The sequence below is a fragment of the Amycolatopsis sp. NPDC004079 genome, from assembly GCF_040610415.1.
In the GTDB taxonomy this organism is placed as follows: domain Bacteria; phylum Actinomycetota; class Actinomycetes; order Mycobacteriales; family Pseudonocardiaceae; genus Amycolatopsis; species Amycolatopsis halotolerans.
The window spans coordinates 1-19,227 of the sequence record NZ_JBEXMH010000111.1 but is presented as its reverse complement, the minus strand read 5'-3'; the positions used below and the strand labels follow the sequence as shown (position 1 = coordinate 19,227).

Genomic DNA, 19,227 nt, shown 5'->3' with positions numbered 1-19,227 from the left:
GTTGATGGCGGGTTGGTTCGGTTTTCTGTCCTTGTGGACACTCGATCAGACGCCCCCCCCCCCCGAACCGCAGAGAAGGCTTCGTATCGGGGTGCGGGGGAGGGTCTGGGTGCCTCGATGGTTTGGTGCTTCGGCTGCGGTTCGCGGTGGGGCTTGCGCCCCAATGTGGCGTTGGGTGCATGTGGCGCACCGAATGCCACATTGGGTGCGTCGCGGGGCGGGCTGGTCCGTGAAGGGCCCCTTGAGGGAACCCAAGTCCGTGAAGGAGTCCCTCACGGCGTGCGAAAGGTCGTGAGGGGAACCCTGAGGGACTCAGAGTCCCTGAGGGTTCCCCTCACGGAAGCTTCTCGGCCAGGACCGCGGAGTCAGTCTGTCTCGGGGGCCTTGTCCAGGCGGGCTTCGTCTTCCTTGGCCCGTTGGGCTGCTTCGCGCATTTCGATCACGTCCGTGAACCAATCGCCCGTTTCGCGGGCTATGTCGCGGACTGCGCCAGTAATGATGGTGGCGATGTTGCCGATGTGGTTGGCTGCGGACTCCGTCAGCTCCTGCACGGTGTCCTTGCCACTTTCGAATGGGCCGACCATGGGCTTCCTCAGGCTGCTCGGAGTTGCCGTTCGGGGTCCACGGTAGCGGCCGGGCCCGGTTTTCCGGGAAGGGCCAGCCGCGCGATTTTCTTGGCTACCGACCAGAGCTGCTTGTGCAGGGGGCCGGTGTTGTAGGGCAGGCCGTAGCGTTCGCAGATTTCGCGCACTTCTCCGGCGATTTGCGGGTAGCGGCGCGCGGGCAGGTCCGGGAACAGGTGGTGTTCGATCTGGTGCGACAGGTTTCCCGAGAGGATGTGGAACAGCGGGCTGCCGGTGATGTTCGCGGAGCCCAGGATCTGGCGCAGGTACCACTGGCCGCGCGTTTCGTTCTCGGTCTCCTCTTCGGTGAAGCTCTCGACGTCCGCGGGGAAGTGGCCGCAGAAGATGATCGAGAACGCCCACAGGTTGCGGACAAGGTTGGCGCTCGCGTTGCCCAGCAGCGTCAGCGGCGCGAGCGGGCCGGTGAGCAGCGGGAACAGGACGTAGTCCTTGCCGACCTGGCGCGAGGCCTTGCGGACGATCCGGCGCAGCACCGGGACGTTCTCCGCCCAGGTGCGCTCACCCTTCACGACCCGGTCCACCTCGAGGTCGTGCAGCATGACGCCCCACTGGAACAGCAGCGCGAGCAGCGTCGCGTACACCGGGTTGCCCAGGTAGTACGGATGCCACTTCTGCGCCGGGTCCATCCGCAGGATTCCGTAGCCGACGTCGCGGTCCTTGTCGACGATGTTGGTGTACGTGTGGTGGATGTAGTTGTGCGAATGCCGCCAGTTCTCCGACGGCGCGACGGTGTCCCATTCGAAGCGCTGCGAGCTCAGCTCCGGGATGCGCGTCCAGTCGTACTGGCCGTGCATCACGTTGTGGCCGATCTCCATGTTGTCGAGAATCTTCGCCGCGGACAGCGCCGCGACGCCGGCCAGCCACGCGGGCGGCAGGAAGCCAGCGAACAGCAGGCCTCGGCCGGTCACTTCCAGCGCGCGCTGGGTTTTGATGATCTTGCGGATGTACTCGACATCTTCCTCGCCGAGATCGTCGACGATCCGCTGGCGCAGTGCGTCGAGTTCGCGGCCGAATTCCTCGACCTGTGCGGTGCTCAGGCGGTCCTGCAGACCGGTCATGATGCTTCCTCCGGTGGTCAGGCGTCGATTTCGACGTCCCCGACGGGGACGCTGACGCAGAGCTGGATTTCTTCGTTCTCCTCGCCGGAAACCTCGCCGCTGCGCGCGTTGCGGACGCGTCCGGCGGTTTTGAGCTGCGTGCAGGAGAAGCAGATGCCCATCCGGCACCCGTGTTCCGGCGTCAGGCCCGCGTCCTCGGCCTGTTCGAGCAGCGGCTTGCCGGAGTTGTCGCACTCCCGGCCGCTGCGGGCGAAGCGCACCCGGCCCTCGGCGGCCTCCGCGGCGAAGGTCAACGGCGCTGCCGTGAACTCTTCGGTGTGCAGTTGTGCACTCAACCCCTCGTTCTCGAAGAGTTCACGTGCGGCGGCCATCAGCGGAGCCGGGCCGCAGAGGAACGTTTCGGCCTCGCGGAACCACGGCGCGGCCTTCTCCAGGTGCGCGACGGAGAACAGTCCGTGCAGGTCGCCGCCGCGACGGGCGTGGGTGTGGGCGTTGACCACGCGGAACGCTGGGTGCCGGGCGGCCAGCTCGGCCAGTTCGGTGCGGTAGAGGGCGTCCGCGGCGGTGTTCGAGTAGTGCAGGAACACGATCTCGCCCGGGTGGCCCTCGGCGACGAGCGTGCGGGCCATCGCGAGCACCGGCGTGATCCCGCTGCCGCCGCTCATCAGCACGATCCGGTCCGGGCGCGGCGACGGCAGGGTGAATTCGCCGTCCGCGGGCGAAAGTCCCACTACCGCGCCGACGGCGGTGTCCTGCAGATGCCGCGAAACCAGCCCGTTCGGGTCGGCCTTCACGGTGAACTCCAGGTCATCGCTGCCCTGCGCACCGCACGGCGAGTAGCAGCGGGTCCGGCGGACGCCGTCGATCTCCACCTGCATCCGCACGTACTGCCCGGCGCGGAAGCCCTGCCACGCCCGGCTCGGCCGCACCGTGAACGTGACGGTGTCCGGCGTCTGATGCCGCACGGCGGTGACGCGGCCGCGGATCTCGCGCCGCACCAGCATCGGGTCGACCAGTTCGAGGTACCGGTCCGCGCCGTGCGGGGTGAGCAGCGCCTCGGCGAGCGAGACGAGTCCGCGCACGCGGCGCGGGAGCAGTGCGGTCATCACCCCTCCAGAAGTTGAGTGCACAGTCGTACACTGACTAGTGTGGGGGCAAGGCCCCGGGGCCTGTCAACGCGGAAGCGAGGTGATGTGACGTGGGCCATGCGGCGATCGCCAGTACGCTGCTCGACGTGTCCGCAGCCGAGGAGCCGGCCGGCCCGGTGAGCCGGCAGGAGCGCAAACAGCGCACCCGTCAGGCGCTGCTCGACGCGGCGCTCGACCTGCTCGCCGACCGGAGTTTCGCCAGCCTTTCGCTGCGCGAGGTCGCGAAGGGCGCGGGCATCGTGCCGACGGCGTTCTACCGGCATTTCTCGTCGATGGAGGAGCTGGGCGTCGCGCTGGTCGAGGAGACCACGCGCACGCTGCGCGGCATGCTTCGCGGCGCGCGCACCGAGCAGCGCGGCTACGGCGGCATGATCCGGGCTTCGGTGCACACGCTGCACCGGCACGTCCGCGAGCACGAAGACCACTTCCGGTTCGTCACGCGCGAGCGCTACGCCGGTCCCGGCGCGGTGTCCCGGGCGATCGCGGTCGAGATGCGGATGTTCTCCAGCGACCTGGCACTGGACCTGGCGCGCTTCGACCCGCTGCGCACCTGGCCCACCGAGGACCTGCACCTGCTGGCCGACCTCATTGTCACCGCGATGCTCGGCACAGTCGCCGAGCTGCTGGAAATCCGTCCCGGCGACACCGCCGCCGACGAGCGCACGTTGGTCGCGGCGGAAAAACGGCTCCGGATGATCCTGCTCGGCGTGCCGCACTGGCAGCCTTAGCGGTATGGCCTTCCTCCAGCTGACCGCGATCATCGTCGACGACTACGACGAGGCGATCGACTTCTTCACCCGCGCGCTGGGCTTCGACCTGGCCGAGGATTCGCCGTCGCTCACCAACGACGGCCGCCCGAAGCGATGGGTGGTCGTCCGCCCGCCCGGCGGCGAAACCGGCATCCTCCTGGCTCAGGCGGACGGCGAGCGGCAGTCCCGGGCGGTCGGCGACCAGCACGCCGGCCGGGTCGGGTTTTTCCTGCGCGCGGACGACTTCGCGGCGAGCTACCAGCGGATGCGCGACGCCGGGGTGGAGTTCCTCGGCGAACCGCGGACCGAGCCGTACGGCCAGGTCGTCGTGTTCCGCGACATCGCGGGCAACCGCTGGGACCTGCTCGGCCCGGCCGCGTCCTGAGCCTGCTCTACGATCCCGAAGTCCAGCTGATCGTGGAGGAACGCTATGCCGAGCGGGTCGGAAGTCCGAGCCGAATTCACCGACCCAGCCGAGAACCTGGCGTTCGACGAGGCACTGCTGCGCGAGGGTCCGACGGGGCCGGTGGTGTGGCTGTGGCGGAACCCGGTGTGCGTCGTGGTCGGCCGCGGTCAGCGGATCGCCCGCGAGGTCCGCGTCGACGAATGCGCTCGTGACGGCGTCCCCGTGCTGCGGCGAGCCAGCGGCGGCGGCACGGTGTTCCACGACCCGGGCAATCTCAACGTGACGCTCGTGCTTCCCGGCCCCGCGCCTCGTCCGCTGGAAATGCTCGGCCTGGTGATGTCCGCCGCAGTGGAGAAACTCGGTCTCCCGGCCAGAATCGGCGACCGCGGCATCTTCGTCGGCGACGCGAAACTGTGCGGCTTCGCGGTCTTCCGGACCAAAGACGTGCTGCTGGCGCATTCGACGCTGCTGGTCGACACGGACGCCGCCCGCGTCGGAGCGTACCTCACCGGTCCGCCGCCGGACCCGAAGCCGCTGGATTCGCACCGGAGCAAGGTCGCGTCCCTGGTCGACCACGGCGTGCGGCTGCGGCTGGCGGAAGTGGAAGACACCGTCCGCGCCGCCGCGGCGGGACTGCTCGGCCCGCTCCCGCCGCGCGAACCGACTGCGGGGGAGTTGGAGCGGCAGCAGTCATTGCTGTGGAGCCGCTACGAATTCCCGGACTGGCACGCCGAAGGACGTCAGCGTTCGTAATTGCCTTGCCGGACAGTCACATCCGAGCACCCCGGGCCGAGATGCCGTGAAGGGCTCCTTGAAGGAATCAGATTCCCTCAAGGAGCCCTTCACGGACCGGATCAGTTGCCGGAGGAGGAGAACAGCACCGGCGGCACTTCGCCGGCCGCACGGCGGCGCGGCTTGGCAGCTGCCTTGGCCGGTGCCGGTGCAGTGGTTTTCGCCGGGGCCGTCTTCGCGGGTGCGGTTGTCTTAGCCGTCGCGGACTTGGCCGGTGCGGCGGTTTTCGCCGGGGCTGCCTTCGCGGGCGCGGCTGCCTTGATCGTCGCGGTCTTCGCCGTCTTGGCAGCGGGCGTCTTGACTGCGGCGGCCTTTGCCGTCTTGGCAGCAGGCGTCTTGACCGCGGCAGCCTTCGCCGACTTGGCCGTGGTCTTGGTCGCGGCGGCCTTCGCGGGCTTGGCTGCCGCGGACTTGGCCGGAGCCTTCGCGGTCCGGCTCACCGTGCCGGTCGCGCCACCCGTTCGGGCAGTCTTCGCGGTCCGCGCCGCGGTGGCGGAAGCTGCCTTCCCGGCAGTCTTCTTGCCAGCAACGGCTTTCCCGCTCTTGGCCGGCGCAGCGGGCTTCTCCGCCACCGGCTTCGCCTCGGCCTTCTTGGCCCCGGCGATCAGCCGCGGCCGAAGCTTCCGTCCGCCAGTCCGGCGGCCGGCCTTCGCGTACTTCTCCAGCAATCGCCGCAGCGCGGTCGCGTTGCGGGTGCCGAGGTCGATGTCGTATTCGATGCCGTCCAGTGCGAACGCGACGGTTTCCGCCGCGCGTCCGCCGGTCAGGTCGTCCAGAGTGCGGACAGCGGTGTTCCTCGCCATGGGAGCCTCCCGTGCTCGATCGTGGTCGTGCGTGCAACCGGCACGGCGACGACCCGGGTTTCCGCGGTGCCGCCGGTTTCTTGCAGCTCTCTCACAAGAATACCGGCAGGCTTGCGCGAACCTGCGCGGTGGTGTGCGCTGTGCGCATGGCAGCAGAGACTTTCGACGTCGTGGTCATCGGGGCGGGTCCGGTCGGGGAAGTGGCGGCGGAACGGGCCGCCATGGGCGGGCTGAAGGTGGCGCTCCTCGAACACGAACGGTTCGGCGGGGAGTGTTCGTACTGGGCGTGCATCCCGAGCAAGGCGTTGCTGCGCCCGGGAAACCTGCTCGCCGCGGCCAAGCGGATGCCCGGCGTGCCGATCGGCGACGCGCTGGATCCGGAGAAGGTGCTCGCGCGCCGCGACTGGTTCACCGGCAAAGGCGACGACTCCGGCCAGGTCGAATGGGCGCGCGGCGCGGGCATCGAACCCGTGCGCGGCTACGGCCGGATCACCGGTGAGCGCGAAGTCACGCTCGACGACGGCCGCGTTTTCTCCGCCCGGCACGCGGTGATCGTGTGCACCGGCAGCGTCCCGCGCACGCCGCGGATTCCGGGCCTGGACACCATTGCGCCGTGGGGTTCGCGGGAAGCGACGTCGGCGACCGAGGTGCCCGGACGGCTCGGCGTGCTCGGCGGCGGCGTGGTCGGCGTCGAGATGGCGCAGGCGTGGGCGCGGCTCGGCTCGCGGGTCGACCTCGTGATCACCGGCGACCGCCCGCTGCCGCGGCTGCCGGAGTTCGCCGGAGACCTGGTCCTGGACGGTTTGCGCGAGGCAGGCGTCCGCGTGCACCCGAACTCCGGCCTGGCCGAAGTGTCCGTTGTGGACGGTGGAACGCGGCTGAAACTCGCCGGCGGCGACGAGATCGTGGTCGACGAACTGCTGGTCGCCACCGGCCGTGCGCCCGCGACCAGCACCATCGGCCTGGACGTGCTCGGCTTGCCCGCCGACGGTCCGCTCCAGGTCGACGAAAGCGGCCGGGTGTCCGCAGTGGAGGGTGGCTGGCTGTACGGAGCGGGCGACGTCACCGGGCGTGCTTTGCTGACCCACCAGGGAAAATACGCCGCCCGCGTCGTCGGCGACTCGGTCGCCGCCCGTGCCCGCGGCGAGGAGATCTCGACCGAGCCGTGGAGCCGCTACAGCGCGACCGCCGACCATCACGCGGTGCCGCAAGTGGTGTTCACCGACCCGGAAGTGACGTCAGTCGGCCTCACCGAGGCGCGCGACGGATCCGCGGACCGGGTCGTGGACATCGACATCGCGGTCGCCGGTTCGTCGCTGCACGCCGATGGGTACCAGGGCAAAGCGCGAATGGTCGTGGACACCGAACGCGGTGTCGTGCTGGGTGTCACGTTCGTCGGCCAGGACGTGGCGGAACTGCTGCACTCGGCGACGATCGCCGTCGTCGGCGAGGTGCCGCTGGACCGGCTGTGGCACGCGGTCCCCGCGTTCCCGACGATCAGCGAGGTGTGGCTGCGGCTGCTGGAGGCTTACGGGCTCTGAGTGGGGCGGTGTCGTGCCGCTTAAGTGGTTGTGCCGCTTCGGGTAGCGTCGGGGCATGACCAGTGCCCCCGTTCCCGGCCGCCGTGAACGCAAGAAGGCGGCGACCCGCCAGGCGCTGGCCGACGCTGCCCTGCGGATGTTCCTGGAGCGCGGCTACGACCAGGTGACGGTGCGCGAGATCGCCGACGCCGCCGACGTGTCCACCACCACGCTGATGAAGCACTTCCCGACCAAGGAAGCCCTCGTCTTCGACCGGGAACCGGAGATCGACGAGGCGCTGGTCTCGGCGGTGCGGGACCGTCCGGAGGGCACGTCGGTGCTGGCGGCGCTTCGCGCGCACATCCACGTCCGGGCGACCTCCGGCATCCGCGCGGAAGCCGAACCGTTGCTGCGACTGGTGCGCGAGACGCCCGCGCTGGCTGATTACTGGCACAAGATGTGGATGGGCCACGAGCACACGCTGAGCCGGGTGATCGCCGCGGAAACCGGTGCGCCGGAGGGCGATCCGCGGTGCGCGGTGCTCGCCCATTTCGCCTTGGAGACGGCCGCGCTGGCCGATCGGTCGGACGATCCGCGGCGGATGGTGGATGTGGCGTTCGACCTGTTGGAGAACGGGTGGCAGTGAGGGTTGGTTCGCGGGAAGGCGCTTCGCCGCGCTAGGTCTGGCGGGTGCTGACCGGTCTGCTGGGCAGCACGTTGAGCGCGCCAGACGGCACTCGTGAGCCGAATGCTGCGTTGGCTGGCTGAGGGCTCGTCGCTGAGCTGGTTGCTCAGGACGGCAGCTGCAAGTCGAGCGCGCCTTTCGCGGCACGGGCCAGTCCGGGATCGTCCGCAGTGGACGGTCCCGGTTGCCAGACCGCTTGCACGATCCGCACGCCGTTCCCGTCGACCTTGCTGGCGTAGGCAGCGCCGTCGAACTGCGGCGCGCCCGACGGCCACTTGCCGGTCTCCGTGGCGACGTCCAGGATTCCGCCGCCGCCCGGGTTGTCGGCGATCTGCTTGAGGTGGTTGGCCTGTCCGGCGTCGGGGAACTCGACCACCGCGACGGTGACCGCGGCCGGCCGCCCGTCCACGAGCGCCGTGTAGCTCGCGCGGCGGACCCCGGAGCAGCTGGTCTGCTGAAGGCTCGCCTGGACGTCCCCGAAAGCGTGCGAGGCGCACTTCTGGTCGGCGCTGTTCGCCCGGGGCTCGAAGGTGAGAGTCGGCGCCGGAGGGGCGCTCGGCTTGGCGCTGCTCGGCGCCGGACTCGGCACGCTGCTGGGCGGAGCACTGCTGGCAGGCGGTGCGGCGGCGGTGTCCTCGCCGCCGCTGGTCGCCACGACGATCGCCGACACCACCAGGACGATCAGCAAGACGATCGCCGCGATCGGCACCCACTTGACGGTGCGGGATCCCGGTTTCCCCGGCCCAGACGGAGTGTTCGGCCCGGCTGCTGCGGCCGGGCCCGTTGCGGTGGGAACCCCAGCTCCGACTCCGGACGCGGCGGCGGCCCCGATTGCGGGACTGGTTGTCCCTGCGGCTCCGACGGCTGGAGCCGGTCGCACAGGTTGAGGCGCGCCTTGCGGCGGACTCCCCGGCACGACCGGGGGAACGGCCCCGCGCGGACGTCCAGCGCCCTGCGGCTTCGCCGGAGACGGCATCTTCTCGGTCGGAGCCTCGGGCGGGTCAGTCGATTCGGTGGGCGCCTCGGAAAGCGCCGCCAGCTCGATCGACGGGATCTCCGGCCGAGGCGGCCGCACCGCGATGATCTTCGGCCGCAGCACCGGGGAAGCGGCGGATTTCGGCGCGGCGGAAGGAGTGCCGGGGGAAGCAGTACCCTTCGACGGCACGGAGTCAGCGGATCCCGAAGCGGCACCGGGGAAGACGGGAAGCCCCTGGGGATTCCCCGCGCCTGCCGGGCCTTGCGGCTCCGGACTGGTCGCCGGAGCGGAAGCCGCGGCGGATTTTCCGGCCGTGGCATCGGACCCAGCGACGGTGGTACCGGCGGTGCGCGATCCGGCCGCACCGGATTCGGTGGTGCCGGGCGGGGTCGCGTCGGGAGCGATGGCGCCCGCTCCGCCCGGCCCGGCAGCGTCGCCTCGGGTCGCGCCGACGCCAGCGGCGGAATCGGCGGCCGGTTGAACGGTGCGGGTTTGCGCGCCGCCGGAGCTAGCGGCGTTGGCCGAACCCGGTGTGCTGGGAACGCCGGATCCAGCCGCGTCGGGCTCGGCGATGGTTCCGGCGGCGCCAGACATCGCCGCTCCTGCCGCAACGGCGCCGAGACCCGCGACCGCGGTTCCGCCGGAGGCCCCGTTCGCCGTGCTCGATCCAGCCTGCGCCCCAGCACCCGCAGGGGCAGGGCTTGTGCTCGGTGAAGCAACGGAATTCGTCGCGGTAGCGCCAGACGAGGACACGTTGGGCGCCCCAGCACCGCCAGCCCCCGCACCAGCCGGACCGCCAACCCCAGGCGACCGAGGCCCAGGAGGAACCGGAACATCGTCCGCGAACCGAACGAACCCCTCGCCGCGCAAAACCTCGTCCGAGAGCTCCGGCGCGTCCGGCGCCAGCGCCGAGATCAACGCCCTGGCCTGGTCCACCGAGCGCGGATGCCGCGCCGTGGCCAGGGAGACCGTCGCGGCCAGCATGGTCGTCGGCGTCGGGTGCAGGACCCGGACCGGACCCGCGAGGTCGCCCGGCGGCTGGTCGACCGTCTCGACGTACGGGCCGACCGCCACGATCGTGCCCACCGGGCCCCCGCCGAGTTCCGCGACGCGGCGTTCGCATTCCTGGGACAGGTCGAGCGCTTCGGTGGCGGGGTTGACGTCGTCGCCGTGGACCAGGGGCCAGCCGTCCGCCTTCCACGGTCCGCTCAGCGGGGCTTCGAGACGCAGCGCCGGGTCGGGCAGGTCCACGCCGATCACCACGAGCACGCCCGCGGGAAGCACCACGACCGCCTCCACCGGACGGTCTCCGGTCGGGCGGGCCCCGACGAGCGCGACGCCGCCGATCACCGTGCTCCCCCGGCCGAGGGAGGCCAGTGCGGCCCGCACGTCTTCCGCGACGCGCGAGGGCTGCTGCCCGAGACGGACCAATCGCACCGAAACTCTCCTGTCGAATCCGCAGCGTTTCCGGTGCACCACGCTAGCGTGCCGGGCCGCCGGAACCGCGCTCCGCGCCCTCGCGTCGGCGTGGCTCACCACAATGGGTCGTCCGCTGCGACTTGTGGTGTTCATGTGGCCAAACGGCACGGTTGGGGTGCAGAATGTGCTACACAGGTCGGGAACTGCCGTGGAGGCTACGCAACCTGCGCAGGGTTCGAGAGGTCGTAGGGGAAGACGTCCCTCGTCGAACAAGCGGAGGTCAGCAGTGAGCACCCGTGGCAGCACCCGAGGCGTGGTGTACGTCCACTCGTCGCCGTCTGCGGTATGTCCGCACGTCGAGTGGGCTATTTCGGGCACCCTTGGTGCCCGGGTCGAGCTGAAGTGGACGGCCCAGCCGGCCAGTCCGGGACAGCTCCGGGCCGAATGCAGCTGGAGCGCGCCCGCGGGAACCGCGGGCAAACTCGCCGGCGCCCTCAAGGCGTGGCCGATGGTGCGCTTCGAAATCACCGAGGAGCCCAGCGCGGGCGTCGACGGCGAGCGGTTCTGCTTCGCGCCCGGTCTCGGGCTCTGGCACGGCCGCACCAGCGCCAACGGCGACATCGTCGTGGGCGAGGACCAGCTGCGCGCGCTCGTCAGCATGACCCGCGGCGGCGAAACCCTCGCGCACAAACTGGACGAACTCCTCGCCGCGGCCTGGGACGAGGCGCTCGAGCCGTACCGGCACGCGGGCGACGGCGCCCCGGTCACCTGGCTGCACCAGGTCGGGTGAACGAAAGCGGTACCCTCACCCGGGTGAGCGTTCCTTCGGCCCCGCCCTCCCGTCAGCGGTGGTTGATCCCCGTGCTCGTGGTGGTGCTGTCCATCACCGTCGCCGGGGGTCTGCTCGCCCGCGAGCTCTACCGCCGTCCCGAGTCCCCGCACCCGACCGACGGCGAGGCCATGGCGCCGCCCGTCACGAGCAGCGGCGGTCCGTCCGACAAGTCCGGCTCGGTCCAGGTCGGGGTCACCCCGGACGCGCAGAACCACCCGCAGGACGACGCCGTCCGCACCGTGCTGCAGGCCTATTTCAACGCGCTCAACAAAAAGGACTACGACGCCTGGACGGAGACGGTCAGCGACGCGCGCCGCACCAAGACGCCGGAAGTGGACTGGCACCGCAACTTCCAGTCCACGAAGGACGTCAACATCCTGCTGTACCGCATCGAACCGGGCGCGCAGGGCACGCTGCGGGCGCTGGTCGGGTTCACGAGCACCCAGTCGCTGAACGAGGCCCCGGTCGATTTCCAGGAGAAGTGCATCAACTGGCGGCTGGTGCTGCCGATGAAGTTCGAGCACGGCTCGTACCGGATCGACACCGTCGACGGCACCGCCACCGAACACGACAAGTGCTGACCGCGCGAAAACGGTGAAGGGCCCCGCGGAGATTTCCGCGGGGCCCTTCACCGTGAAGAGGAACTCAGTTCGCCGGCGTGAACAGCAGCGCGGTGTTGTGCCCGCCGAAACCGAACGAGTTGGACAGCGCCGCGGCGAGTTCGACCTTGCGGTTCTCCCCGGACACGACGTCCAGCTGCACCTTCGGGTCCTGCTCGGTGAGGTTCAGCGTCGCGGGCACGATGCCCTCGTACAGCGCGAGAATCGTCGCGATGCCCTCGACCGCGCCGGCCCCGCCGACGAGGTGGCCGAGCGCGCCCTTCGGCGCGGTGACCACCGGGTGCTCGCCGACCGCCGACCGGATCGCCGCCGCCTCGCCGATGTCTCCGACCACAGTGGACGTCGCGTGCGCGTTCACGTGGCCGATGTCCGAAGGGGACAGTCCGGCCATCGCCATCGCCGCGCGCATCGCCGCGATCTGGCCGATGCCCTCCGGGTGGTTGCCGGTGATGTGGTAAGCGTCCGACGTCAGTCCGTAGCCGGCCAGCTTCGCGTAGATCCGCGCGCCGCGGGCTTTCGCGCGGTCGGCCCGCTCGAGCACGACGACGCCGGAGCCCTCGCCGAGCACGAAGCCGTCGCGGCTCACGTCGAACGGACGCGACGCCGCGGCCGGGTCGTCGTTGCGCGTCGACACCGTGCGCGCCTGGGCGAACCCGGCGACGGTGATCGGGTGGATGCAGGCCTCGGAACCGCCCGCGACCACCACGTCGGCCCGTCCGGACCGGATCATCTCGTAGCCGTTGGCGATGCCCTCGGCCCCGGACGCGCACGCCGACGCGGGCGAATGCACCCCGGCGCGAGCCTTCAGGTCGATGCCCACGTGCGCGGCCGGGCCGTTCGGCATCAGCATCGGCACCGTCAGCGGCGACACCTTGCGAAGACCCTGCTGGTGCAACAAATCGTTCTGGGTCAGCAGGGTCACCGGCCCGCCGACCCCGGTGCCGATCGAAACGCCGAGGCGCTCCGGTTCGACATCGGTGTGCTCGTCGGTCTGCTCGGCGAACCCGGCGTCGGCCCAGGCCTGGCGGGCGGCGATGATCGCCACCTGCTCGCACCGGTCGAGCCGCCGGGCCTGCACGCGGGGCAGGATGTCGGTCGGCTCGACGGCGAGCTGCGCCGCGATCCGGACCGGCAGGTCCAGCTCCTCCGCCCAGTCCGCCGCGATCGTGCTGATCCCGCTGCGGCCGGCCAGCAGACCGTCCCAGGTGGACGCGACGTCCCCGCCCAGCGGCGTCGTCGCGCCCATGCCGGTGATCACGACGTCGATGTTGCTCATGGGAGTCTCCCCAAGGGTCGGCTCCGGACCGGGGCCCGGGTACGAAGAGGACTTACTTCGAGTTGGCGGACACGTAGTTCACCGCGTCGCCGACGGTCTTCAGGTTGGCCAGCTCGTCGTCCGGGATCTTGACGCCGAACTTGTCCTCGGCCTGCACGGCGATCTCGACCATCGACAGCGAGTCGATGTCCAGGTCGTCCACGAACGACTTCTCGGCGGTGACGTCGTCCTGAGCCACGCCGGCGACCTCTTCGACGATCTCGGCGAGGCCGGCGAGAATCTCAGTGTTGTCAGCCATCGGTGTTGTTCCCTTCTCGGTTCTTCTGCGGGTCCGCTCGCGGGCACGGCGCCCGCGGGGGAAGTATCGCTCAGGGCAGGACGAACGCCTGCGCGGCATAGGAAAGCCCGGCTCCGAAGCCGACCGCCAGCACCACGTCGCCGCTTTTCGCCGTTCCGGCCTTGCGCATGTGGTCCAGCGCCATCGGGATCGAGGCGGACGAGGTGTTGCCCGAGTACTTGATGTCGTCGGCCACCACGATGTCCTCGCGCGCCCCCTTGGCGCGCAGCTTCTTGGCGATCGACTCGACGATCCGGAGGTTCGCCTGGTGCGGGGCCAGCACGTCCACATCGGACGGTTGCAGCCCGGCGGCCTCCAGCGCGCGCAGCGCGATCGGCGCGATCTGCGTGGTCGCCCAGCGGAAGACCGACTGGCCCTCCTGGTAGATCCACTGGTGGTCGCGCATGTAGATCAGGTCGACGAGGTCGCCCGCGCTGCCCCACACCACCGGGCCGATGCCCGGTTCGTCGGACCCGCCGACCACCGCGGCTCCCGCGCCGTCGGCGAAGATGATCGCGTTCGCGCGGTCGGTCGGGTCCACGACGTCGGTGAGCTTCTCCGCGCCGATCACGAGGACCTTCTTCGCCGAGCCCGCGCGCACGAGGTCGGAGGCGACGCCGAGGCCGTAGCAGAATCCGGCGCACGCGGCGTTGAGGTCGAACGCGCCGGGGCTCTGCACGCCGATCCGCGCGGCGACCTGTGCGGCCGCGTTCGGGATCTGCGAGGGCATGGTGCAGTTGGGCACGATGACCGTGTCCACTTCGGACGGATCGAGGCCGGCGTCGGAAAGGGCGTCGGCCCCGGCGGCGACGGCGTAGTCGACCAGGACGTCGTCCTTCTCGCCGAACCGCCGCTCGATGATGCCGACGCGGTCGCGGATCCACTGGTCGCTGGTGTCCATGACCTGCGACAGGTCGTCGTTCGTGACGATCCGGTCCGGCTGGTAGCTGCCGAAGCCGAGGATGCGGGCGGCAGGCGCGCCCTGGGACAGGCGCAGGGTGGGGCGGGCGGTCACTGGGCGTCCTCCTCGCGCAGCGCCGCCAGTTCGGCCGGCGACTTCAGCGCGGTGGTAGTGGTGACGACGCCCTTGAGCTGCCGCTTGACCAGTCCGGTCAGGGTGCCCGCGGGCGCCAGTTCGACGGTGCGGTCCACGCCGAGCGAGACGAGCCCGTCCATGGTGAGGTCCCAGCGGACCGGGCGGGTCACCTGGGCGACGAGCCTGCGCAGGTACTCCGCGCCGCTCGTGACGACCTGGCCGTCGGCATTGGACAGCAGCGGGCGCGTCGGGTCGGCCGGGGAGAGACCGGCGGCGTGCTCGCGCAAGGCGTCTTCCGCGGGAGCCATGTAGGGCGTGTGGAAGGCGCCGGCGACCTTGAGGGCGCGGATCTTCGTGCCCTCCATCGGCTCGGCGATGATCTTCTCGATCGCGGCGGCGGACCCGGACGCGACGATCTGCCCGGCCCCGTTGCGGTTCGCGGCGGCGAGGCCCTGGCTTTCCAGCCACGCGGCGACTTCCTCGGGGTCGCCGAGCATCACCGCGGCCATCGACGTCGGTTCGAGCGCGCACGCCTTGGCCATCTCCGCGCCGCGGACCGCGGCGAGCGCGACCGCGTCGGCGGGGGTGAGCACGCCGGCGATCGCGGCCGCGGCGAGCTCGCCGACGGAGTGGCCGGCGACCGGCGCGTCGCCGGCGACCGGCAGGTGCTCGAAGGACAGCAGGGACAGCGCGACGATCAGCGGCTGCGCGACAGCGGTGTCCTGGATCTCCTCGGCTCCGGCCTCGGTGCCGAGCCGGATCAGGTCGAGCCCGGACCGGGCGGACCACTCTTCGACGCGCGCGCGTGCGCCGTCGAGCTCGAGCCACGGGGCGAGCATGCCGGGGGCTTGGGAACCCTGGCCGGGGGAGAGGACTGCAACTGTCACGCTGTCTATGAGACCACGGGACGGGTCGGTGCTTCAGATGCGGGCGGTCACCAAGTCCGCGCGGCGGAATTGGAGGAAACCTCCAAAGACCCGCCGGAGAACCCGGCCCTTAACCCATCCGCCTTGTGGGATTCAACCAGCGCTTGCCGTGAAGTCTGTCACCTGCCACGCCCCGGCGGGAGGGGCGCCGCGGGCGGGCGGACGACGCGGCGCTTCCGCCGGACGCGGGCGTCGTGAAGGGCCGGATGAGCGCCGGGCTTAAGCCGAGCGCGGTGCCACGCGCGGGCCGGAGGTACACGGCGCTTCCGTCGAGCGCGGGCGGGCCGAGCCAGGACGCCCCCAATGCCACTTTGGGTGCGTGAGATGCACCGAACGCCACTTTGGGTGCGTGAGATGCACCGAATGTGGCATTGGGTGCGCAGGACGCACCGAATGTGGCGTTGGGGCGATCACCAAAGCCCGCGAGCGCGGGCGAGCCTGCCGACGGTGAGCGCGACCCGCAGCACGAGCGCGTCGCGGGCGTCGGTCGGGTTGCGGCCGGTGAGCTCGGCGGCTTTGCGCAGCCGGTACCGGACCGTGTTCGGGTGCACGAACAGTGTTTGCGCGCAGCGTTCCAGGACTCCGCCAGTGTCCAGATAGGTCTCGACGGTGCGCTGCAGCGCCGCCCCGGCCTCCTCCAGCGGCCGGGCCACCGAATCGACCAGCAACCGTTCCGCGCCGGGGTCGCCGGACAAAGCTCGTTCGGGGAGCAAATCGTCAGAGCGCACCGGGCGGGGCGCACCGGGCCAGCCGACCACCGCGCGCAGCCCGGACAACGCCTCGGCCGCGCTGTGGTGGGCCTCGGCCAGCGTCGGGACGGTCGGGCCTGCCACGACGGGGCCGTCGGCGAACACCGTCGACATCCGGGCGAGGATCTCGCGTTCCTTCGGCCCTCCCTCGGTGGGGCCGCCGATCACGATCACCAGTCGCGAGCCCTGCACCGACAGCAGCACCGCGCGGCCGACGCGTGCGGCGCGGGCGCGGACGTCGAAAACCACCGTCGGAGGGTCGTCTGAGGGAGGGTTTCCCACCAAGACCGTCGCCGCCGCAGCCGGATCCCAGCCGAGCGCCGCGGCGCGCGACAGGACGGATTCCTCGGCGTCGCCGCGGACGATTCCGTCGACCACCAGCGCTTCGAGCCGGGCGTCCCACGCGCCGCGCGCTTCCGCCGCCGCGGCATAGGAGTTGGCCGCGGCGAACGCGATTTCCCTGCCGTAGCGCAGAATCCCTTCGATCAACGCCGCGCGTTCGGCTTCCGAAGCGGCGAATTCCGGGAGCTGTTCTTCGAATACCTCGATCGCGAGCCGCACCATCGCGACGGCCTGGCGGAGGCTGATCCAGCGCGACACTTCGGTCGGCGCGTCGCGGAACGCTTCGGTGGTGAGCTTCAGCGCTTCCTTCGAATCGCGCAGCCACGCGACGAATCCGCTGGCCCCCGTCTGGGTGATCAGCAGCACGCTGGCGCGCTGGTCGGCGGGCAGCCGCGCGAACCAGACCAGCCTGCGTTCCATTTCCGCGACGCTCGCGCTCGCCAGCCGCCCGGAGGCGTGCTCCAGGCTGCGCAGGGTTTTGGCGGACAGCCCGTGGTGTTTGCGCGCGGGGCGTCCTGTGGTGTCGGCCATGTCGGATCCGATCCTACGTGCCGCGCGCGGCCTGCAACTTTAGGCGGATGCGGCGGCGACCTCAGATGGTGGGCGGCGCTCGGCCGAAGTGCCTAGGATCCCCGGGTGGGGTGGTAGGGGATCACCCGGGCGAAAAGAGAACAGGGGGACGGGCCATGCCAGAGCCCGGACTGGAGATCGACGGGATCTCCAAACGGTACGGCGCCGTGGTGGCGCTCGAGAAAATGACGTTCGACGTGCGGCCGGGGGAGCTTTTCGGATTCGTCGGCAGCAACGGGGCGGGCAAAACGACCACGATGCGCATCGCGCTCGGCGTGCTGAGCGCCGACGCGGGCCAGGTGCGCTACGCGGGCGAGCCGATCACGCACGAAACGCGCCGGCAGATCGGCTACATGCCCGAGGAACGCGGGCTGTACCCGAAAATGAAGGTCGGCGAACAGCTCACGTATCTGGCCCGGCTGCACGGAATGCCCGCCGCCGCGGCGAAGGCGTCGAGCGAGCGGTGGACCGAACGCCTCGGCGTGGCCGCGCGCCGCGACGACGAGGTGCAGAAGCTCAGCCTCGGCAACCAGCAGCGCGTGCAGCTCGCCGCCGCGCTGGTGCACGAACCGCGGATTCTCGTGCTGGACGAACCGTTCTCCGGGCTCGACCCGGTGGCCGTCGACGTGATGAGCGACGTGCTGAAGGAGAAGGCGGCCGAGGGCGTCCCGGTCGTGTTTTCCAGCCACCAGCTGGATTTGGTGGAGCGGCTGTGCGACCGCATCGGGATTGTCCGGAGTGGACGGATGGAAGCGTCCGGCACGGTGGCGGAACTGCGCTCGGGCGGGACGACGCGGCTGCTCGTCGATGCCCCTGAGGCGCCTGAGAACTGGGCGGCCGGGCTGTCCGGCGTGACCGTGATCGGCCGCCGGGGAGCGGTGACCGAGCTGGAGCTGGCCGACGGCGCGGACGACCAGGCCGTGCTGCGCGCCGCGCTGGCCACCGGTCCGGTGCGGGAATTCGCCCGGAAACTGCCGTCGCTGACCGAGTTGTTCCGTTCTGTCGTGTCCGAGCACCAGGAGGCCGCGGCATGACCGGGTCCGATGTCCAGATGAGCCCGATGTCCGCGGTCGGCCTGGTGGCCGGGCGGGAGATCAGCACGCGGGTCGGCTCCAAGGCCTACCGCGTCACGACGCTGGTGATGATGATCCTCATCGTCGGGCTGGCGCTGGTCTTCAAGTTGTTCAACGGAGGCGGGAGCGCCGACGCGACGGTCGGCTACGTGCCGGCCGCCTCGCAGCTGGCCGAGCCGCTGACCGCGACGGCGAAGTCGATCGGCCAGACCGTCGCGACGCAGCAGGTGCCGGACGAGAAGGCGGGCCAGGCGAAGCTGCAGGACGGTTCCATCGACGCGCTGCTGGTGCAGGGCGCGGACCGGGTGCACGTCCAGGTGAAGAAGACCTTGGACGCGAAGCTGAAGAACACGTTCACCGTGCTGGAGGGGCAGCTGGCGCTCAACCAGCAGATCACGTCCCTTGGCGGCGATCCGGCGAAGGTGCGCCAGGCGACCGCCGAGGCGACGATCGACGAGCTGCCGCCGCTCGAGAAACCGTATGACTACAACGGGCAGCAACTGGTGCTCGGCATCATCGCGGGCATCCTGATCTACCTCTCGCTGATGCTCAACGGGCAGAGCGTGGCCCAGGGCGTCGTCGAGGAGAAGACGTCCCGGGTGGTCGAGCTGCTGCTGTCGACGATCAAACCGTGGCAGCTGATGGCCGGGAAGGTGCTCGGCATCGGTGTCGTCGGGCTGATCCAGATGCTGGCGATCGGCGTCGTCGGCGTGGCGGCCGGGCTCGGGTTCGGGGTGCTGACGATCTCGGTGAACGCGGCGGTGGGCACCGTGGTCTGGCTGATCGTCTGGTATCTGCTCGGGTTCTTCATGTATTCGATCGTGTTCGCCGCGCTGGGCGCGCTGGTGTCGCGGCAGGAGGACGTGGGCGGCGCGACGATGCCCGCGCTGATGTTCGTGATCGCCGGGTACGTGGTGGGGATTTCGATCCTGCCGTCGAATCCGGCCAGCCCGCTGGCCGAGGTGCTGTCGGTGATCCCGGTGTTCGCGCCGACGCTGATGCCGATGCGCCTGGCGATGGGCGGCGTTCCGGTGTGGGAGGCGGTGCTGTCGGTGGGCCTGGTGGTCGCGCTCATCCCGGCACTGATCTGGCTGGCCGCGCGGATCTACCGCAACGCGGTGATGCGCACCGGCGCGAAGGTGAAGCTGCGGGACGCGCTGAGCGCCGCCTGACAGAGGAGTCCATTACGGCGGGGGGCCGGGCCCACCCCCGCCCCCCCCTAACCCACCCGGGGCGTAAAAACACCAGGGAGGGCCCCGCCCCGGG

Annotated in this window: 19 protein-coding genes; 9 read left to right on the top strand and 10 right to left on the bottom strand. The window is 70.6% G+C overall.

The window, feature by feature from the left end; translation table 11 throughout:
• Positions 1-365: 365 nt before the first annotated feature.
• From ABZX37_RS47045 to ABZX37_RS47035, 3 genes are read right to left on the bottom strand one after another with little or no spacing between them, the layout of a single operon-like run.
• Entirely contained in the window at positions 366-584 is a 219-nt protein-coding gene (locus ABZX37_RS47045) for a hypothetical protein (RefSeq protein ID WP_354750849.1), read from the bottom strand.
• Positions 585-592: 8 nt separating this feature from the next.
• On the bottom strand, positions 593-1,702 hold the full coding sequence (locus ABZX37_RS47040; protein ID WP_354750848.1) for an acyl-CoA desaturase: 1,110 nt from the start codon (positions 1,700-1,702) through the stop codon (positions 593-595).
• A 17-nt stretch (positions 1,703-1,719) separates the two neighbouring features.
• The gene (locus ABZX37_RS47035; RefSeq protein WP_354750847.1) at positions 1,720-2,808 is read right to left on the bottom strand and encodes an FAD-binding oxidoreductase; all 1,089 of its coding nucleotides are present in this window, start codon (positions 2,806-2,808) and stop codon (positions 1,720-1,722) included.
• Positions 2,809-2,936: 128 nt separating this feature from the next.
• On the opposite strand from ABZX37_RS47035, the gene ABZX37_RS47030 reads away from it, so the two are divergent.
• Genes ABZX37_RS47030 through ABZX37_RS47020 form a run of 3 tightly spaced genes read left to right on the top strand, consistent with a single transcriptional unit; the run spans position 2,937 to position 4,758 of the window.
• Positions 2,937-3,578 carry a TetR family transcriptional regulator gene (locus ABZX37_RS47030; protein WP_354750846.1) on the top strand — a complete coding sequence of 214 codons (642 nt, stop codon included), beginning with the start codon at positions 2,937-2,939 and terminating at the stop codon, positions 3,576-3,578.
• 4 nt (positions 3,579-3,582) lie between these two features.
• Positions 3,583-3,984 (top strand): VOC family protein, encoded by a 402-nt coding sequence (locus tag ABZX37_RS47025; protein ID WP_354750845.1) that lies wholly within the window; start codon positions 3,583-3,585, stop codon positions 3,982-3,984.
• A gap of 45 nt (positions 3,985-4,029) precedes the next feature.
• Positions 4,030-4,758 carry a lipoate--protein ligase family protein gene (locus ABZX37_RS47020; RefSeq protein WP_354750844.1) on the top strand — a complete coding sequence of 243 codons (729 nt, stop codon included), beginning with the start codon at positions 4,030-4,032 and terminating at the stop codon, positions 4,756-4,758.
• Between the two features lie 101 nt (positions 4,759-4,859).
• On the opposite strand, the gene ABZX37_RS47015 is transcribed toward ABZX37_RS47020, so the two are convergent.
• Positions 4,860-5,600, bottom strand: a complete 741-nt coding sequence (locus ABZX37_RS47015) for a histone-like nucleoid-structuring protein Lsr2 (RefSeq protein ID WP_354750843.1) — start codon at positions 5,598-5,600, stop codon at positions 4,860-4,862.
• A gap of 146 nt (positions 5,601-5,746) precedes the next feature.
• Between ABZX37_RS47015 and ABZX37_RS47010 the strand changes: the two genes are divergently transcribed.
• Positions 5,747-7,141, top strand: a complete 1,395-nt coding sequence (locus ABZX37_RS47010; protein ID WP_354750842.1) for an NAD(P)/FAD-dependent oxidoreductase — start codon at positions 5,747-5,749, stop codon at positions 7,139-7,141.
• A gap of 55 nt (positions 7,142-7,196) precedes the next feature.
• The gene (locus ABZX37_RS47005) at positions 7,197-7,766 is read left to right on the top strand and encodes a helix-turn-helix domain-containing protein (RefSeq protein ID WP_354750841.1); all 570 of its coding nucleotides are present in this window, start codon (positions 7,197-7,199) and stop codon (positions 7,764-7,766) included.
• 145 nt (positions 7,767-7,911) lie between these two features.
• Here the strand turns inward: ABZX37_RS47005 and ABZX37_RS47000 are convergent, their stop codons facing one another.
• Complete coding sequence (locus ABZX37_RS47000) at positions 7,912-10,218, bottom strand: hypothetical protein (protein ID WP_354750840.1); 2,307 nt, start codon at positions 10,216-10,218, stop codon at positions 7,912-7,914.
• Between the two features lie 268 nt (positions 10,219-10,486).
• On the opposite strand from ABZX37_RS47000, the gene ABZX37_RS46995 reads away from it, so the two are divergent.
• Complete coding sequence (locus tag ABZX37_RS46995; RefSeq protein ID WP_093576929.1) at positions 10,487-10,990, top strand: DUF3145 domain-containing protein; 504 nt, start codon at positions 10,487-10,489, stop codon at positions 10,988-10,990.
• 23 nt (positions 10,991-11,013) lie between these two features.
• Entirely contained in the window at positions 11,014-11,613 is a 600-nt protein-coding gene (locus ABZX37_RS46990; protein WP_354750839.1) for a hypothetical protein, read from the top strand.
• Positions 11,614-11,677: 64 nt separating this feature from the next.
• Here ABZX37_RS46990 and ABZX37_RS46985 read toward each other — a convergent pair whose 3' ends face one another.
• The 5 genes from ABZX37_RS46985 to ABZX37_RS46965 all read right to left on the bottom strand — a co-directional run bounded on the left by ABZX37_RS46985 (position 11,678) and on the right by ABZX37_RS46965 (position 16,849).
• Positions 11,678-12,928, bottom strand: a complete 1,251-nt coding sequence (locus ABZX37_RS46985) for a beta-ketoacyl-[acyl-carrier-protein] synthase family protein (RefSeq protein WP_354750838.1) — start codon at positions 12,926-12,928, stop codon at positions 11,678-11,680.
• Between the two features lie 52 nt (positions 12,929-12,980).
• Positions 12,981-13,226 carry an acyl carrier protein gene (locus ABZX37_RS46980; RefSeq protein WP_037820481.1) on the bottom strand — a complete coding sequence of 82 codons (246 nt, stop codon included), beginning with the start codon at positions 13,224-13,226 and terminating at the stop codon, positions 12,981-12,983.
• A gap of 70 nt (positions 13,227-13,296) precedes the next feature.
• Positions 13,297-14,280: a beta-ketoacyl-ACP synthase III gene (locus ABZX37_RS46975; protein WP_354750837.1), complete on the bottom strand. Its 984-nt coding sequence runs from the start codon at positions 14,278-14,280 to the stop codon at positions 13,297-13,299.
• Entirely contained in the window at positions 14,277-15,188 is a 912-nt protein-coding gene (locus ABZX37_RS46970; RefSeq protein WP_354750836.1) for an ACP S-malonyltransferase, read from the bottom strand. Before ABZX37_RS46970 ends, ABZX37_RS46975 begins: the two co-directional genes overlap by 4 nt.
• Before the next feature lie 449 nt (positions 15,189-15,637).
• Positions 15,638-16,849 (bottom strand): helix-turn-helix domain-containing protein, encoded by a 1,212-nt coding sequence (locus tag ABZX37_RS46965; protein WP_344272412.1) that lies wholly within the window; start codon positions 16,847-16,849, stop codon positions 15,638-15,640.
• A gap of 155 nt (positions 16,850-17,004) precedes the next feature.
• Here ABZX37_RS46965 and ABZX37_RS46960 point away from each other — a divergent pair, with 155 nt between their 5' ends.
• Positions 17,005-17,922 carry an ATP-binding cassette domain-containing protein gene (locus tag ABZX37_RS46960; protein ID WP_354750835.1) on the top strand — a complete coding sequence of 306 codons (918 nt, stop codon included), beginning with the start codon at positions 17,005-17,007 and terminating at the stop codon, positions 17,920-17,922.
• A complete protein-coding gene (locus tag ABZX37_RS46955) occupies positions 17,919-19,133 on the top strand; it encodes an ABC transporter permease (RefSeq protein ID WP_354750834.1) in 1,215 nt (404 codons plus the stop codon). The genes ABZX37_RS46960 and ABZX37_RS46955 overlap by 4 nt, the downstream gene beginning before the upstream one ends.
• Positions 19,134-19,227: the final 94 nt, after the last annotated feature.